This window comes from Clostridium sp. SY8519 (genome assembly GCF_000270305.1).
Taxonomy (GTDB): Bacteria; Bacillota; Clostridia; order Lachnospirales; family Lachnospiraceae; genus SY8519.
Window position 1 is genome coordinate 164977 of sequence record NC_015737.1, and the last position, 15024, is coordinate 180000.

At 50.7% G+C, this 15024-nt stretch carries 15 protein-coding genes, 9 tRNA genes and 1 rRNA gene; 5 read left to right on the forward strand and 20 right to left on the reverse strand.

Features of this window, described 5'->3' with window-relative positions; all coding sequences use genetic code 11:
- Position 1: 1 nt before the first annotated feature.
- From CXIVA_RS00895 to CXIVA_RS00945, 11 genes are all read right to left on the reverse strand, one after another.
- Positions 2 to 382, reverse strand: a complete 381-nt coding sequence (locus tag CXIVA_RS00895; RefSeq protein ID WP_013976129.1) for a hypothetical protein — start codon at positions 380 to 382, stop codon at positions 2 to 4.
- Between the two features lie 2 nt (positions 383 to 384).
- On the reverse strand, positions 385 to 744 hold the full coding sequence (locus CXIVA_RS00900) for a hypothetical protein (RefSeq protein WP_013976130.1): 360 nt from the start codon (positions 742 to 744) through the stop codon (positions 385 to 387).
- A 65-nt stretch (positions 745 to 809) separates the two neighbouring features.
- Positions 810 to 1799 (reverse strand): major capsid protein, encoded by a 990-nt coding sequence (locus CXIVA_RS00905; RefSeq protein ID WP_013976131.1) that lies wholly within the window; start codon positions 1797 to 1799, stop codon positions 810 to 812.
- A 34-nt stretch (positions 1800 to 1833) separates the two neighbouring features.
- Positions 1834 to 2469 (reverse strand): phage scaffolding protein, encoded by a 636-nt coding sequence (locus CXIVA_RS00910; protein WP_013976132.1) that lies wholly within the window; start codon positions 2467 to 2469, stop codon positions 1834 to 1836.
- Positions 2470 to 2620: 151 nt separating this feature from the next.
- Positions 2621 to 2875 carry a hypothetical protein gene (locus CXIVA_RS00915; protein WP_041727518.1) on the reverse strand — a complete coding sequence of 85 codons (255 nt, stop codon included), beginning with the start codon at positions 2873 to 2875 and terminating at the stop codon, positions 2621 to 2623.
- A gap of 94 nt (positions 2876 to 2969) precedes the next feature.
- Entirely contained in the window at positions 2970 to 3218 is a 249-nt protein-coding gene (locus CXIVA_RS00920) for a DUF6275 family protein (protein WP_013976134.1), read from the reverse strand.
- A 127-nt stretch (positions 3219 to 3345) separates the two neighbouring features.
- Positions 3346 to 3419 (reverse strand) — tRNA-His (locus CXIVA_RS00925).
- A gap of 110 nt (positions 3420 to 3529) precedes the next feature.
- A complete protein-coding gene (locus tag CXIVA_RS00930; RefSeq protein WP_013976135.1) occupies positions 3530 to 5059 on the reverse strand; it encodes a minor capsid protein in 1530 nt (509 codons plus the stop codon).
- Positions 5056 to 6570: a phage portal protein gene (locus CXIVA_RS00935; protein WP_013976136.1), complete on the reverse strand. Its 1515-nt coding sequence runs from the start codon at positions 6568 to 6570 to the stop codon at positions 5056 to 5058. The genes CXIVA_RS00930 and CXIVA_RS00935 overlap by 4 nt, the downstream gene beginning before the upstream one ends.
- A 14-nt stretch (positions 6571 to 6584) precedes the next feature.
- Entirely contained in the window at positions 6585 to 8117 is a 1533-nt protein-coding gene (locus tag CXIVA_RS00940; protein WP_013976137.1) for a PBSX family phage terminase large subunit, read from the reverse strand.
- 130 nt (positions 8118 to 8247) lie between these two features.
- The gene (locus tag CXIVA_RS00945) at positions 8248 to 8439 is read right to left on the reverse strand and encodes a hypothetical protein (RefSeq protein WP_013976138.1); all 192 of its coding nucleotides are present in this window, start codon (positions 8437 to 8439) and stop codon (positions 8248 to 8250) included.
- Positions 8440 to 8871: 432 nt separating this feature from the next.
- Between CXIVA_RS00945 and CXIVA_RS00950 the strand changes: the two genes are divergently transcribed.
- The 5 genes from CXIVA_RS00950 to CXIVA_RS14060 all read left to right on the forward strand — a co-directional run bounded on the left by CXIVA_RS00950 (position 8872) and on the right by CXIVA_RS14060 (position 11059).
- The gene (locus tag CXIVA_RS00950) at positions 8872 to 9264 is read left to right on the forward strand and encodes a type II toxin-antitoxin system HicB family antitoxin (protein ID WP_013976139.1); all 393 of its coding nucleotides are present in this window, start codon (positions 8872 to 8874) and stop codon (positions 9262 to 9264) included.
- A gap of 372 nt (positions 9265 to 9636) precedes the next feature.
- Entirely contained in the window at positions 9637 to 9984 is a 348-nt protein-coding gene (locus CXIVA_RS00955; protein ID WP_013976140.1) for a hypothetical protein, read from the forward strand.
- Positions 9985 to 10194, forward strand: coding sequence for a hypothetical protein (locus tag CXIVA_RS00960; RefSeq protein ID WP_013976141.1), 210 nt, complete (start codon positions 9985 to 9987; stop codon positions 10192 to 10194).
- Between the two features lie 304 nt (positions 10195 to 10498).
- Positions 10499 to 10741, forward strand: coding sequence for a hypothetical protein (locus tag CXIVA_RS00965; protein ID WP_013976143.1), 243 nt, complete (start codon positions 10499 to 10501; stop codon positions 10739 to 10741).
- A gap of 162 nt (positions 10742 to 10903) precedes the next feature.
- Positions 10904 to 11059, forward strand: coding sequence for a hypothetical protein (locus CXIVA_RS14060; protein ID WP_013976145.1), 156 nt, complete (start codon positions 10904 to 10906; stop codon positions 11057 to 11059).
- A 98-nt stretch (positions 11060 to 11157) separates the two neighbouring features.
- On the opposite strand, the gene CXIVA_RS00975 is transcribed toward CXIVA_RS14060, so the two are convergent.
- The 9 genes from CXIVA_RS00975 to CXIVA_RS01015 form a co-directional block, all read right to left on the reverse strand.
- Positions 11158 to 11231: transfer RNA gene (locus tag CXIVA_RS00975), tRNA-Arg, on the reverse strand.
- A 51-nt stretch (positions 11232 to 11282) separates the two neighbouring features.
- A tRNA-Leu gene (locus tag CXIVA_RS00980) sits at positions 11283 to 11366 on the reverse strand.
- A 31-nt stretch (positions 11367 to 11397) separates the two neighbouring features.
- Positions 11398 to 11470: transfer RNA gene (locus CXIVA_RS00985), tRNA-Val, on the reverse strand.
- Between the two features lie 45 nt (positions 11471 to 11515).
- Positions 11516 to 11589: transfer RNA gene (locus CXIVA_RS00990), tRNA-Asp, on the reverse strand.
- Between the two features lie 14 nt (positions 11590 to 11603).
- Positions 11604 to 11677, reverse strand: a tRNA-Ile gene (locus CXIVA_RS00995).
- Positions 11678 to 11721: 44 nt separating this feature from the next.
- Positions 11722 to 11794: transfer RNA gene (locus CXIVA_RS01000), tRNA-Thr, on the reverse strand.
- A 24-nt stretch (positions 11795 to 11818) separates the two neighbouring features.
- Positions 11819 to 11890, reverse strand: a tRNA-Glu gene (locus CXIVA_RS01005).
- 35 nt (positions 11891 to 11925) lie between these two features.
- Positions 11926 to 11997 (reverse strand) — tRNA-Asn (locus CXIVA_RS01010).
- 79 nt (positions 11998 to 12076) lie between these two features.
- Positions 12077 to 14969, reverse strand: a 23S ribosomal RNA gene (locus CXIVA_RS01015).
- Positions 14970 to 15024: the final 55 nt, after the last annotated feature.

Here is a 15024-nt window from a genome sequence, read left to right on the forward strand (position 1 = left end):
ATCACGCTTTCTTTTTTACCTGGACCAGCCGGATCTCCTGATGTGTCGCATACACTGCCGGCATGCCGGACTGTTCAAAGTCCCCGTACCGGAGATGACCCCGGCAGACAGAAATCATACTGCCCGGCGGCACATTGACCTCCGGATCCAGAAAAAGGGTAATGGTTTGCGGTGTTTCTGCCGTTGTGACGCTCTGGCTCCCTGTCTCATTCGATGAAAACGACAGGCGGCAGGGCTCGTCTTGATACAGCACAGTATCCGTAAACCGTGTGGCCCCATGGGCGTCTATTGTTTTCTTCTTCCCGGTAATGCTGCAGCGGTCCGAATAGGTAGACGCAATCGCCTTACGCGCCGTTAAAATCCTTGCGTGAAAATCATCCATATTCAGAACTCCAACTTCCGGAACCGGTTCAAACGGCTCCTGTAATTATGCAGCACACTGTTCAGGTAGTCATTGTCCTGCAGCAGATCATAACTGACAGAAGCATCCCCCACCGTCACAGACGCGGTACGCTGCGGCAGTCCCTCCGCCTGGCCATAGGATTCCCGGCGCATTAAGTCAAGCACCATCTGCAGCCAGGTATTGGTCAGACCGGCAGGAACTTCCGGTATATTGCAGTAGTCCATAATAATTTCCGCCGCCAGATCCACATAACTCCCGGCACGGGCCGTATCCCGTTCCCATCCCAGGCAGATCACTTCCTCAATGATCTCCTCCCGGCTCTTCGCTTCCTTCGCAATCATGCTTTCTTTCCTCGCTATGGACTGACCGGCCGGAAGCACACTGCCTCCAGCCGTAAAGTCCTGTCTTATGCTAATTTGTGCTTAAATGCTACCAGACGGATGTTCTTTGTTTCATAAACCTGTTTCCAGTTCGCCGGGTTCATCAGCTGCGCTCTGGACGGTCCTTCCGCCTTGGTATCCGCGCTGGTAAACGCACATCCTCTCGGATGCAGCAGGTACTGTTTCCGGTTGATCAGGTAATCAATACCGGAGCCTTTTCTCTTATCACGGTCGGTTTCCGCCGCAACAAAGTCTGCCGGGGAGCCGTTGCCAAGCGCAAACGCGCCGTCCCCAAACAGGTAGGTGGTGTAAACACCCTTGGAAGCATCCACCGGGCATCCGTCATCCACAATCACACGTTTGCCCTGATATACGCCAAAGCTTACATCATTGGACGGCTGCACGGTCTCAATCAGGTTCTGTTTCTTTAACGCCGCCTCGGTAGCGGAATGCATCACGATACCGGTCAGCCGGGTCTTTGCGTCGCCAAGCATCTGTTCCGCGTCAATAAACGCGGCGCCGGACCATGCGGCTTTTGCCCCGCTTAACCCGGTGATATCAAGGATGTTATCCTTTAACGGCGCGGAAGTGACGGTATCACTGGTACCGAAGATACCGTTTAAGATGGCTATTGCCTCTTTCTGCATATCCCTTGCCCAGAAATCCGCCACCAGGTCACCGATCACCGCACTGGGATCGTCCCCGGTCATCATGCCGGACAGGTCAGTTTCACTCCATGCTTTCGCGCGGCGCAGAATCGGCGCTACATCCTTTTTCGCCTGGATCCCGTCAATGGTAAGGTCCTTGCCCTCCTCGATGTTTTCAGAATCGCCGGTAAGGTCTGCCCAGAACGGCATATTGACCACCGGGCCCGCCTGGGAGGCAAGCTGGTCAAATTTGGGATCATTCTGGATCATCCCAGATGTGATAAACGCGGACTTTTCCGCGGTCTTCTCCACGACATACGGTACCCAGATCTCCGGTACAATTACATTGCTTAAATTTGTTCCTGGCATATTGGTTTCCTCCTGTTCTACTTCTTACTACTGTTTACAGCTTTACACCGGCGGCCGCTGCCATTGCGCGGGCCTGCTCCGGATTCTCACGCAGCATCTTTCCCTGCTCCGTCAGGTTCCTGGTTTCTTTGGCAAATGGGTTCCGGACCCCTGCGCCGCCGTTTCCGCCGTTTGGATGGTACGCCGGTTTGTTCGGCTCTGTCTGGAACAGGTGTGCCATAGCGGCATCCTTGCGGTACGGGGCAAGCATCTCATCCAGCCCGATCGGGTGGTTCTCCGCATCGAAGTTGAAATGCTCCAGGCCGCCCGCCTTATAAATCAGGTAATCCGCGTCAAGCACCCCTTTGCCCTTCAAGGCATCCTTCAGTTCATAGGCCTTTGCCGCGTTCCGGCTGTCTTCCTGCTGCTGTTTCAGTGTATCCTGCAGCGTCTGGATGGTTGTCTGCAGCTCCTCATTGTCCTGGTTGTTCTTCTTTAAGTCATTGACGGTTTTGGTCAGGGTGCTGACCTGTCCGCTCAAGCTGTCTTTCTCTTCCTTCAGTTTATGGTAACGGAGGTCAATGTTTTCCTCCGCTGAAAGGAAGATGCCATTCTCCTGCATGCCGGAAGTGATTGCGCTGATCTGCTCCTCGGTCAGCTGGATGGACTGCAGTAGTTCTTCAAAGTTCATATGTTTCTCCTCCTACGATGTTTATACGGGTATCGCACCCGGTTGGATTCCGCGCTTTTACGTCAGCGCCTGACGAAAAAATATATAAAAAAAGAACCGGCCGTTTCTGGCCAGCTCCTTCCTTATCTTGGTTTGCTTTCTTTTTCCTGGATTACACACTCAGTGTAATGCCTTCTATCACGGCACGTGCTTCCAGCACCGCCAGGTAATCCGCCATGGCACGGATCTGCAGGTTGTACAGACCTCTAGGGCAGTTCGGCGTATATGGAAGGGTTTCATCATCCCATTCTTCAAGCATTTTCTTCAGCTTCACAAAACGGATTTTCAGCTGTGCGTATTCCGCTGCCATGCGTCTTGTGTAATCTGGGCTGTTCATGTCTTCAACTGTTTCTCTTAATTCTTTCATCTGTATTTTCCTAATTTTCTGCATAAAAACACCACCGGCGCAAGCTGGTGGCGTTCTGCATGTATGTATATCAGTTTATATACATCTCTCTTTTTCAGTCTGAAATTTTAACATTCCTGATTTTCTTATATGCGTCAAGATAGGCTTCTTTTTTATCTCCGTTATAAGTAACCTCAAAGTACATGCCGTCCGGAAGATCCGTGGAAAGCAGCGCCTTCCAGTTCTGCAGTGTCTTGCAGAACCACACGACATAAACATCCTCTGCGGTTACCGCAGAAATCTCATCCTTGCCGGCCTGATCGTTATACCAGTTCGCGACAATCCGTTTTGCTTTTTCCTGCATTGCATTCTCCTTTCAAAACCTTTATTATGCGGGTTTGCAGATTTACCACAGGACAAAAAATCGGGGCTTTTACCTATCGATTTTTTGTACCATTTTTACTAATCGGGTATGGAACCGATTATTTTTAGGGCGAGAGGCCGGAATCGAACCGGCGTATTTGAATTCACAGTTCAACATCATAACCACTAGATCACTCACGCCATATTGACAGTATTAAGTAGCAATGTTAAAATCAAAGTACGAAAAGTAAATGTTTTGAAAAGGCGGCCCCTCGACCCCATTGTTTGTTGAGGATCGGCCGCCTTTTTAATTTATAAAATTTCAACTACTTCATTACCATCTTTTACAATAATACGAATCCCTCTTCCTTTACCACTTCTTTGCAATCGTCTTCTTGCAATTTCTATAGCCTTTTGAGTATCAACCCCACTATTACTACAGTCAAGTAAAATACCTCCGGGTTTTTTCTCTATTTGATGAAATCCATGGTGAACCAGTTTATCAGAACCATTTGTACTTTGCGGTGTCTTGAGATCCCAATATTTTCCGTTCCACTTATAATCTGGTGTTGGTTCTGAAAATGATCTTTTTAACAGTGTAATATTTCCACCGAAGGTATTTACTATCCAATTAGCTTGCTCGATCTCATCTGCATTTTCCTTTCCATGTACCTTGTATCCATCTTCAAGTACAACTTCACCAGTATCTGCCGTATACAATGAATTAAAATCATTATAATCTACTCCGTTTTTCTTGGCTCCGGAATCAACCCATTTAGTATATGCGTCTGTATCTATGTTTGATTTGTCATCATTAACATACCGCTCCTTCCAATCCTCGAACTTCATGTCGGATGGCACCGTGTCGTATCCGCCATCGACGTCCCGCATCGCCCGGCCGTCCATGCCCAGCGTGTCATCGTAATACGGAACCGTGGTGCACCGGCAGTTGCAGTGGAACGGCGGGGTGCTCACCCCCTCCTCTGCTTCCGCAAGGGGCAGGTGTGTGCCGTCCAATGCGCCGCAGATATCACAGGTTGCCTCGTCCAGCGTGGCCATGATCTCCACCTCACTGACCCCCAGCTCGCTGTAGCAATCCTTCTGCGCGGCGGTCTGGAAATAGGCCGATTCCGTCCTGATCAGGCGGTCAGCCTGGTATTTCCCAACATCCACCGCCTTCCGGAACTTCCCGGAGGCGGAAGCAATCCCTTCCCCCGTGATGCACATCTGGGTCAGTGTGGTATGCAGCGTATGCACCAGGTTGTCCTTCCCTTCCCAGCAGCGGTCCGTGAAGTTCTTCCCGTCTGCCGCCCAGGGCTTCCGGATCACCCGTTCCAGCGCCTTCTCATCAATTCCGGCAAGGTCATAGCCAACGCCCGCGCCCATCTGGAAGTTGTACGCGGTGCGGTAGTAGTCTTCCCGGTAGGTGTCCCGCATATGCTGGTCGATTTCATCCACATAGTTCCCGTAAAGCTTTTCCGCTTCCTGCTGGGTCTGGATCTTGATCTGTTCCAGGCGGCTGATGTGCTGCTTGGCGGAAGCGTTCTCCAGTTCCCGCATCCACTGCCCGGTCAGGCCGTTTTCCTTCCCGTGTTTGATGTATTCTTCAATATCCCACTGGAATTCTTTCCGCTCCTTGTTGGTAAGCAGCTTCCTGGCTTCCTGAAGCGATACCTGGTTATTCACAGCAACGCACTGGTACCAGGCTTTGATCTGCCCGTCCAGCGCGTGGTATGCCTTATCAAACTGTTCGTCGATTTCCTCCGATTTCCGGATGGTCTGTTGATGGAGCGCCTCTTCTAACTCTTCCGCGCGCTTCTTCCAGTATTCCGCCTGCTTCATGCATCCGTACCGCCTTTATCCGGTTTCTGCCGGCCTGTGGCCTTCTTGCTATCCGGATCCTGGTTCTCTTCCGGGTCCTTATTGCCTTCCGGGTCTTTCATTTCCTCCGGATCCTGGCTGCCGTCCCCGGTTCCGCCCCTCTGTTTCACGAAGGCACTCAGGTACTGGTCCTGTGCCTCCTTTGCTTCCGCTTCCTCTTTCTTCAGCTGCTTCAGCTCTTCGTCCGCGTTCTCCACAAATGGGTGGTTCTTTAAGATCGTCTTTTTGGAGATCACACCCACCGACTGCTGGCAGATCTGCGCCTGTTCCACGTCATTGCGGATCATGGTCCGGGTCCAGTTCTGGGTAATGGTCCCGCAGGGGATCCCGTTGTTCTCACAGATCGCGCGGACCAGCTGCGCAAACCCCAGGCGGAATTCCGTCTCCATTAAGCCGGTCTTCATTTCCAGCAGGGCATACATGAACTGCAGTGCCACACCAGACTGGTTTCCAAATGTCTCCGGCCGCGGGTCGAACCCGAACCCCTGTTCAAAGATTGCCTTCCGTGTGGCTTCCAGCACGCTGTTCCTGGCCTCGATGGGGATCTCGATGCTGATGGTAGATACCCCTGGGCTCCCGCTCCCGTCATCGTCCAGCTTGATTGCCTTGTAGCGCTTTAGATTCTGAAGGAATTCCTGCAGGTCTTCCCCACCGTAGCCGGACAGCACAAAAATCAGTTCCTGGACATCATCCAGGTCATTGATGAACCCGGAAAACACCTTGTCATACACATCAATCAACGGCTTGATGTTCTTTAAGTCGCTCATGTGGATGTTGTTGTTCCAGAAGGGGATAAAGGGCACTTTCCCGAATCCATGCTGAAACTCACTGGACGGATCCCCATAGGCTGTCGGCGAGTGGAACATGTTGTAATACATCAGTCCGTGCTCGATGCTGTCCACGGTACGGCGCCGGAACGCCTGGCATTCCGTACCGTTCCAGTACTCATAAATCACATAGTTCTCCCCGTCCGCTTCATCGATCTGCTCATAGATCCGAAGGACTGCCATCAGCCGCTGCTTCAGGCTCTTGTCAAAGACCGGCCAGATCTGCTCCGACGGGACCACCGCCCACGCGAACCCGTCCGCGTCGTTCCAGTAATGCACCCAGCCGCATTTCGCGTTTGCGGCATTGACACAGAGCTCCATGCAGTTCTTGTTATATTCATCCCCTAAAAGTTCTGTGATCTTCTGGTTGGCCGCCGTGCTTCCTACGTCAAAGGTTGGGGGCACGGTAAACGCGTAGGATGCCTTCTGGTTCACCAGCAGGCCGTGGAAGTTCCGGGGAATCCGGTTGTCCGCATTGCGCAGCGGCTTTTCCTCTTCCCCCGGACGCTCCTCGGTTTTCTTTTCCCCAAACAGGATGTCGGATTCATTCTCGTAGTACCGTTTTGCAGTCAGAGCCCCGGCCACATAGCTGCTTCTGAGCTCTGCGTATTTCTGAATGACCTGTTTTGCAATCTCTAATTCCATGTCGTCTCCTGTGCCTACTTCAGGAAGCTGATGCCTCCCTTGTGTCCCATATCGCCTTCCAGCGCGTAGCGTGTGGCGTCAATCGTGTGGTTGTCTTTATCTTCCAGACGCGGCAGCGGATCCCCGTTCCGGTCCGTCGCGTAATCAATGGATTCAAACTCCCGGGCAACATTCGGTGTCCGTGCCGAGTCAATGATGATCTCGTCCAGGTCATCCAGCCAGTTTTCCCCATATTCCACTGACCCTGGACCTTTCTTTGCCCCGGTAAACCGGCAGCCATAATCCTTCTTCAATTCCGCCACGGACTTCGGATCCTCGGAATCCGCAATGGTTAACTGCGTGTCATACCCGCGTGATTTCAGGATGGCCGCGAACTCCCGGTTGAACATCTTTACCCGGTAGACCTCATCCAGGAACAGGATCCGTTTCCTGGTCTTGTCATACTGCAGGCGCACGAAGGCCAGCGGGTCCGTCGCGTAGCCCCAGTCACAGCCCTGGCGGATGTTGTCGCTCCTGGATACCTCCTCCGCGGTAATCGTGCGGAATACCAGGTTGGAGAACGGAACCACACCGGATCCTACCGGCTCGCCCAGGAAAATCCAGCGATACTTAGTTTCATTCTTTTTCTTCAGTTCTTCCGCTTCCGCAGCCGTTTCCTGGGAAATATACGGGTTTTCCAGGTATGTGCTGTGGTGTACGAATGTATTTCCGGATACGCCGTGCCCGTTGTACTTCTTGTTCACCCAGCTCTGCTTCCGCTTCGGCGGGTTGTAGCTGTAATAAAACTGATAGGATAAGCCATCCGGAAGCGTGTTCCGGAGCACCGACTGCTCGATGGTGTCAATGTCTTCTTCCCGCTGGAACTCCGCCAGTTCCTCAATCCAGAGACGCGCCACCGGGAACCGGGATACCTTCAGTGATTTGATTTTTTCCGGCTTGTCCGCCCCGCGGAACAGGATCTTGTTCCCCCGCTCCCGGTAAATGATCTGCAGGGGCGACACCTTGAAATCAAAGAATCCATAGACCCCCATAATCGAGGCGCACTCCTTGAGCTGCTCGAATACAGATTCCGCCATGGTATTCCCGACCTTCCGCACCACCAGGCCGGAAATCGGGTAGCGCATGATATCCCAGAGGATAATGTCATCAATCAGCTGCACGCCTACGGATCCGTCCATCTCCATCCGGTCCGTAAAGGTTCCGTACCGTTTCCCGATCAGCTCCGCCGCCCGGATCCGGTCCCTGGTACCGGCCGGTACATCCATCAGCTCCCCAGATGTTCCATCCACCGGAACCTTTTCCGTTTCCTCGCCGCGCATGACACGGGTCAGGAACTCAAGCACCTCATCCTGTGACGCAATCAGGCTGGATTCCTTCTCCCGCATACGCTTCGCCAGATACTCCTGGATGCCAGGGTGCGATAAAAGCGCCGGCCCTTTCTTATTGGCCGTCTTTTTGGAGTACCCCGCACGGATGGCGGCCTGTGTGGCGTTGGCATCTACCAGGTACTCATCCGCGAACATCTTCTGTTTTCTGCTGATTGCCATCCGGCCGCACCCCCTTCCGCTTTGTCTTCTGCGCGCATGACAAAAGGCAGCCCGAAGGCTGCCTGGTATGTGTCTGTATTAATTTCACCTACACAAAAAGCGTACCCCGAAGGATACGCTCTCTGCTCTGCTACTCTGTTTCTTTGTTCTGTTCGATGAATTCCCGCATCATTTTTGTAAGCTGCGGCCCCATGGAAATTCCAAGCCGTTTACAGGTTTCCTTGAATTCATCCGCTGTCTTACGGTCCACTTTGTATGACTTCGCTGCAACCCCAGCTTTTGCATCCCAACGGTCCTGCGGCCGGATTTTCTTTTCATCCATTACTGTCAGCCCCTCCTTTACGCATCAGTTCAGTGATTGCATAAGCGCCGGAACATACAAGCAGAATGGACGAAGCAATACTTCTTCCCGTTGCAAAGAAAATAACCCAGGATGCCGCCAAAAAAATTTTTGAAAAATTACTCATTTCTATTTCTAAATGTGCTAAGATATGAGAAAGGTAAGGGGCTTTCGCCCCGAACCTTTACCGTTTTAGAGCTGTGATAATGCTTGCAATACCTGTTAGCAATGTGCCAATTGCTATCAGCCACTGTGGTGTTATCCGGCTCTTTTTTCGTTTCTTTCTCTTAGCCATTTGTTCCTCCTTTCCCTTTCCTGTTTCCTTGCTACGAGTATATAATACCATATACGTATATCAAGCATCTCCAAGAAAAAGTTGCTTGTGTATAATATGATTGGAGGTGATGAGACATTATGAAATATATCTATACCGCAACCTTTACACCGTCCGATGACGGTAATAAATTTTATGCCCGGGTTCCAGACCTTCCTGGATGTATTACCACTGGATCTGACCTCATCGATGCAATCAACCAGATTACCGATGCCGCAAGCGCATGGCTGGTTGTTGCCGAAGACGAAGGCATGCAGATCCCCGACCCGACCCCGCAAGAAAAGTTAGAGCGTCCCGACCGTTCAGAAGTTTCCATTATCGCCATTGATACAATAGCTTACCGTGCGGCAACCGATACAAAGTCCGTACGGAAAAATGTATCACTTCCACAATGGATGGCAGTTATGGCGGATAAACGCGGAATCAACTGCTCACAGGTTCTGCAGGAAGGGCTTCTGGCCAAACTTGGCTGATTTGTGGCGTCGGGATTACTCCCGGCGCCTGTTTATATGTCTTTCTCTTGCCGTTCATTCTCGTTCCGTTTTTGTATTCATCTCTTTTACATCAAACGTCAATCGGATTACTTCGGATACGTCAAACATGTAATTCTGATATCTCTGCGTTTACACTGGAAATTATACGAATATCCGATTTCCAGCAATTTATTCAAAACCACCCATGACACAATGCTCTACTGACAATGAAAGTGAACCGGCTGGAACTTCTGAAAGCTAATATCGGGCTGGAACTTGTCTGACATGCTTCCGGGAGAGAACACCCCGCCGATGCATCCGAACTGTCACTGCAGCACCGCGGCCTACGTGGATCGGAGCAGCATTGATTGGTTGAAAGACGACACAGCTTTCCAAGAACAAAAAGAAAATGCCAGGATTGGTAAAAATACAGTTAATCAGCGGACAGGTGGCATGACGTCAAAAGAGTGGGCAGAATATAAGATAGAATTATCAAACGTTAAAAACCACAAACAGATTATTCTCCCAAAAGCTGAATACGCCAAAGTTATGAGCGAATTTAACACCAATATGAGTGATGAAAAGCGTAAGCACGCTATTGTAACTAAGCCCATTGATAGTTATAATTACACTATCATCAATAAAGGTTTTGACAATTACGTGGTGATTAAAAAATCAAAAATAAATGACGACATTGATGGATATGTGAGAGGTATATAAATGTTATCTGAAACCGGGAAAAAATTAGCAGACAAACTAAAACAGCTATACGACAACCCGGATTATATATGCGGGGTGATGTCCAATGCGCCCGGTGATGATAATTGGAGATTGCTGCTTGACTACATGGATACTGCGGAGAGGTTATACGAGGTAGTCACAAGCGACGATATATTAGCATTATCAGTTGTTCTAAGTGAAAAAAAATAAACAGAATATAATTAACATCCTGCAAAATATCACCCAAAATTGTCGGAATATGACCCGAGATATCAAGATAACGGAATAGTTTCTTTTGGGGAAGATGATTTTATTTTCCTAAGAAATAATCAAGATATTGCAGAGCTTGTAGCAACAAATAAAGTATACACATATTCAACAAGAGTATTACAGAGCATAAGCGAAATATCATACAATGAAATATACAGAAATTCTTTTGAGTTTCTGTATACTGATGATTTTGAACCACAGCACGGTGCGTTTTTATTTCTTTCAAAAAAAGGATATGTGGAACATGAACGGAAAAGGACTGACAAAACTCCAAGAAAGACAAATTGAAAAATTGAAAGAGCAATGGTTTGCAGAACTTGATGCGCTTTCAAAGAAAAAAAGGCCATTGCCAAAAAATGTTTTTAGTATTGATTACAATCGAGAACGAATCAAACTCGCAGAGAAGTACCTGCCGTTAATTAAGAAAATAATGTCAGAAAATGAAGGGAACACCGATGAAATACCGAAAGAAACCAGTAGTAATTGACGTATACCAGGCAGATAAGCCAATCAAAATCGAGACGCTGGAAAGTGTAATGCTGGCAAGCCCCGGCGATTATATTATCACAGGGGTAAATGGGGAGAAATACCCCTGTAAACCGGATATTTTCGAAAAAACATATGCTCCTGTTGAGTGAGGAAAGCACAAATGAACGAACGTAATATTGAAATGATTCTGAACGAAAAAATAAACTATTTGGATACACATGTGGATAGTCAGCTGATCAAATCCGCGGTGGAAAAGATCGGCTGCACCGTGGAGGGTGTCCCGCCGGGTGTCCCATCAAAATGTGGAAATCCGTAAGTTTCCATATGGATTTCCTCGAACAAATATTCTTTCCGTGAAAAAACAAAAACCCCGGAGCCCGCATAAACAGCGGTTTTCCGAGGTTTTTTCATTTACGTGCGTGAGAGGATTCGAACCCCCGACACCTTGGTCCGTAGCCAAGTGCTCTATCCAGCTGAGCTACACACACATATTATCTGTAAAATTTAGTAGAATACAATTTCAATTCCCTGTCTGAGAATGCCGGCGACCGGAATCGAACCGGTACGATGTCGCCACCACGGGATTTTAAGTCCCGCGCGTCTGCCAGTTCCGCCACGCCGGCATATAACCAGGGGCGCAGCTTTTGCTGCGAATGGGACCTACAGGGCTCGAACCTGTGACCCTCTGCTTGTAAGGCAGATGCTCTCCCAGCTGAGCTAAGATCCCAAATGGGAAACTATATTCTCGTACATAGTCAAATGACTATGTAAACGACCCAGGACGGACTTGAACCGACGGCCTCCGCCGTGACAGGGCGGCGCTCTAACCAACTGAGCCACTGGGCCATATATAATTCGAATGGACCTTCGGGGACTCGAACCCAGGACCGACCGGTTATGAGCCGGTTGCTCTAACCAACTGAGCTAAAGGTCCAAGCAGCCTCTCATCTTTTCTTCTATTAATGATAATAAAAGAAAAGCCGATGATCGGACTCGAACCGATAACCTGCTGATTACAAATCAGCTGCTCTGCCAATTGAGCCACATCGGCATGGTAACCATGCTTGGTGAAAAATGACCCCGACGGGAATCGAACCCGTGTTACCGCCGTGAAAGGGCGATGTCTTAACCGCTTGACCACGGGGCCATAATCATAGGCAGAGGTTTTTTGCTCTACCAAAGCTCCCCGAGTAGGGCTCGAACCTACAACATCACGGTTAACAGCCGTGCGCTCTACCATTGAGCTATCGAGGAATACAGTTATCACTGAAAGTAAATCACATACCTTCAAAACTTCATACAGAAGAGATGCTTCCCTTTATGATCCGCTTGCTTGGATAAGCCCTCGAACGATTAGTAACAGTCAGCTCCATACATTACTGCACTTCCACCTCTGTCCTATCTACCTTGTACTCTTCAAGGGTTCTTACTTCCTTTTGGAATGGGATATCTTATCTTGGGGTGGGCTTCACGCTTAGATGCCTTCAGCGTTTATCCCTTCCGGACTTGGCTACCCTGCGATGCGCCTGGCGGCACAGCAGATCCACCAGCGGTCCGTCCAGCCCGGTCCTCTCGTACTAAGGCCAGCTCCCCTCAGATATCCTACGCCCGCGCCGGATAGGGACCGAACTGTCTCACGACGTTCTGAACCCAGCTCGCGTACCGCTTTAATGGGCGAACAGCCCAACCCTTGGGACCTGCTCCAGCCCCAGGATGCGATGAGCCGACATCGAGGTGCCAAACCACTCCGTCGATGTGAACTCTTGGGAGTGATAAGCCTGTTATCCCCAGGGTAGCTTTTATCCGTTGAGCGATGGCAATCCCACTTTGTGCCACCGGATCACTAAGTCCTACTTTCGTACCTGCTCCACCCGTCGGTGTCGCAGTCAGCCTCCCTTCTGCCTTTGCACTCTTTAGATGGTTTCCAACCATCCTGAGGGAAACTTTGAGCGCCTCCGATACCCTTTCGGAGGCGACCGCCCCAGTCAAACTCCCCGCCTGGCATTGTCCCACCGCCGGATTACGGCGGCTGGTTAGAAGCCCAATACTGCAGGGGTGGTATCCCAACAGCGACTCCGCACAGACTGGCGTCCATGCTTCTTTGTCTCCCACCTATCCTGTACGTGCAGTACCGGACCCCAGTACCAAACTGGAGTAAAGCTCCATGGGGTCTTTCCGTCCTGGCGCGGGTAACCAGCATCTTCACTGGTACTTCAATTTCACCGGGTGCATTGTCGAGACAGCGCTCAAATCATTACGCCTTTCGTGCGGGTCGGAACTTACCCGACAAGGAATTTCGCTACCTTAGGACCGTTATAGTTACGGCCGCCGTTTACTGGGGCTTGAATTCAAAGCTTCGCTTGCGCTAACCTCTCCTCTTAACCTTCCAGCACCGGGCAGGCGTCAGCCCATATACCTCACCTTTCGGTTTCGCATAGACCTGTGTTTTTGCTAAACAGTTGCTTGAGCCTATTCTCTGCGGCCCACTCACGTGGGCACCCCTTCTCCCGAAGTTACGGGGTCATTTTGCCGAGTTCCTTGACAATGCTTCTCCCGCCGGCCTTAGGATTCTCTCCTCATCCACCTGTGTCGGTTTACGGTACGGGCATACCGGTAACGATAGCGGCTTTTCTCGGCACAGGGGCGGCGCTCTTCGCTACTGTTATTTCGCTCCGCGTCACACAGCCCCCTTCCCCATAAGGATTTGCCTCATGGCAGGGCCTGTGCTTGCGCCGGGCTTTCCGTTCCCGGCTCGCGCTCTCCCCATGCGTCCCCGCAGTTCTGTACCGGTATGGTACAGGAATTTCAGCCTGTTGTCCATCGGCTACGCCTTCCGGCCTCGCCTTAGGTCCCGACTTACCCAGGGCAGATCAGCTTTACCCTGGAAACCTTAGATATTCGGCCTGGAGGATTCCCACCTCCATCTCGCTACTCATTCCGGCATTCTCTCTTCCCGGAAGTCCACGGCTCCTTATCGGTACCGCTTCATCCCTCCGGCAATGCTCCTCTACCAATGCATTGCTGCATTCCTGAGCTTCGGTGCTGTGTTTGAGCCCCGGACATTTTCGGCGCAGGACCTCTCGACTAGTGAGCTGTTACGCACTCTTTGAATGAATGGCTGCTTCTGAGCCAACATCCTAGCTGTCTTCGAAATCCCACATCCTTTTCCACTTAACACACACTTTGGGACCTTAGCTGCAGGTCTGGGCTGTTTCCCTTTTGACCGCCCGACTTATCTCATGCGGTCTGACTCCCATGGACCATCTCTGCGGCATTCGGAGTTTGATATTCTTTGGTAAGCTTTGACGCCCCCTCAGAAATTCAGTGCTCTACCTCCGCGAGACTCCCATGAGGCTAGCCCTAAAGCTATTTCGAGGAGAACCAGCTATCTCCGGGTTCGATTGGAATTTCTCCCCTATCCACACGTCATCCCCACCCTTTTCAACGGATGTGGGTTCGGTCCTCCAATGCCTTTTACGGCATCTTCAACCTGCACATGGATAGGTCACCCGGTTTCGGGTCTGCACACACTGACTTCTCGCCCTCTTAAGACTTGGTCTCCCTTCGGCTCCGGGGCTGAACCCCTTAACCTTGCCAGTATGCACAACTCGCCGGACCGTTCTACAAAAAGTACGCCATCGCACGCATACGGTGCTTTGACAGTTTGTAAACACAGGGTTTCAGGTTCTTTTTCACTCCCCTCCCGGGGTCCTTTTCACCTTTCCTTCACAGTACTATGCGCTATCGGTCACTGAGGAGTATTTAGCCTTACGGGGTGGTCCCCGCTCCTTCCATCAAGGTTCCACGTGTCTCGATGTACTCTGGATCCCACGGCGCGGACGCCTCCTTCGCGTACGGGGCTTTCACCCTCTCTGGCCTGCTTTCCCAAAGCAGTTCTGCTGAAGTTGTCCGATCACCTGATGTGGTCCGAACCCCATGGTGCACGCACCATGGTTTGGGCTCTTCCGCGTTCGCTCGCCGCTACTGGCGGAATCGATGTTTCTTTCTCTTCCTCCGGCTACTTAGATGTTTCAGTTCGCCGGGTTCCCCTCCATACGCTATGAATTCACGTATGGATCCATGAGGTCTTCTCATGGGGGTTTCCCCATTCAGAAATCCGTGGGTCACGGGCTATGTGCGCCTCTCCACGGCTTTTCGCAGCTTATCACGTCTTTCATCGGCTCTCAGTGCCAAGGCATCCACCCTGCGCTCTTTCTTGCTTAACCTCGCCAACCCATCTTTTCGATGGATTGTTTCGCTTCCCCGTCCGCACACCCTAGC

Excerpts from the sequence above, each read along its gene's own strand:
- CXIVA_RS00940 (WP_013976137.1), bottom strand. The coding sequence starts at position 8,117 with ATGGCAATCAGCAGAAAACAGAAGATGTTCGCGGATGAGTACCTGGTA.
- CXIVA_RS00930 (WP_013976135.1), bottom strand. The coding sequence starts at position 5,059 with ATGAAGCAGGCGGAATACTGGAAGAAGCGCGCGGAAGAGTTAGAAGAG.
- CXIVA_RS00900 (WP_013976130.1), bottom strand. The coding sequence starts at position 744 with ATGATTGCGAAGGAAGCGAAGAGCCGGGAGGAGATCATTGAGGAAGTG.
- CXIVA_RS00960 (WP_013976141.1), top strand. The coding sequence starts at position 9,985 with ATGTTATCTGAAACCGGGAAAAAATTAGCAGACAAACTAAAACAGCTA.
- CXIVA_RS00950 (WP_013976139.1), top strand. The coding sequence starts at position 8,872 with ATGAAATATATCTATACCGCAACCTTTACACCGTCCGATGACGGTAAT.
- CXIVA_RS00895 (WP_013976129.1), bottom strand. The coding sequence starts at position 382 with ATGGATGATTTTCACGCAAGGATTTTAACGGCGCGTAAGGCGATTGCG.
- CXIVA_RS00945 (WP_013976138.1), bottom strand. The coding sequence starts at position 8,439 with ATGGATGAAAAGAAAATCCGGCCGCAGGACCGTTGGGATGCAAAAGCT.
- CXIVA_RS00920 (WP_013976134.1), bottom strand. The coding sequence starts at position 3,218 with ATGCAGGAAAAAGCAAAACGGATTGTCGCGAACTGGTATAACGATCAG.
- CXIVA_RS00935 (WP_013976136.1), bottom strand. The coding sequence starts at position 6,570 with ATGGAATTAGAGATTGCAAAACAGGTCATTCAGAAATACGCAGAGCTC.
- CXIVA_RS14060 (WP_013976145.1), top strand. The coding sequence starts at position 10,904 with ATGAACGAACGTAATATTGAAATGATTCTGAACGAAAAAATAAACTAT.
- CXIVA_RS00905 (WP_013976131.1), bottom strand. The coding sequence starts at position 1,799 with ATGCCAGGAACAAATTTAAGCAATGTAATTGTACCGGAGATCTGGGTA.
- CXIVA_RS00910 (WP_013976132.1), bottom strand. The coding sequence starts at position 2,469 with ATGAACTTTGAAGAACTACTGCAGTCCATCCAGCTGACCGAGGAGCAG.
- CXIVA_RS00965 (WP_013976143.1), top strand. The coding sequence starts at position 10,499 with ATGAACGGAAAAGGACTGACAAAACTCCAAGAAAGACAAATTGAAAAA.
- CXIVA_RS00915 (WP_041727518.1), bottom strand. The coding sequence starts at position 2,875 with ATGAAAGAATTAAGAGAAACAGTTGAAGACATGAACAGCCCAGATTAC.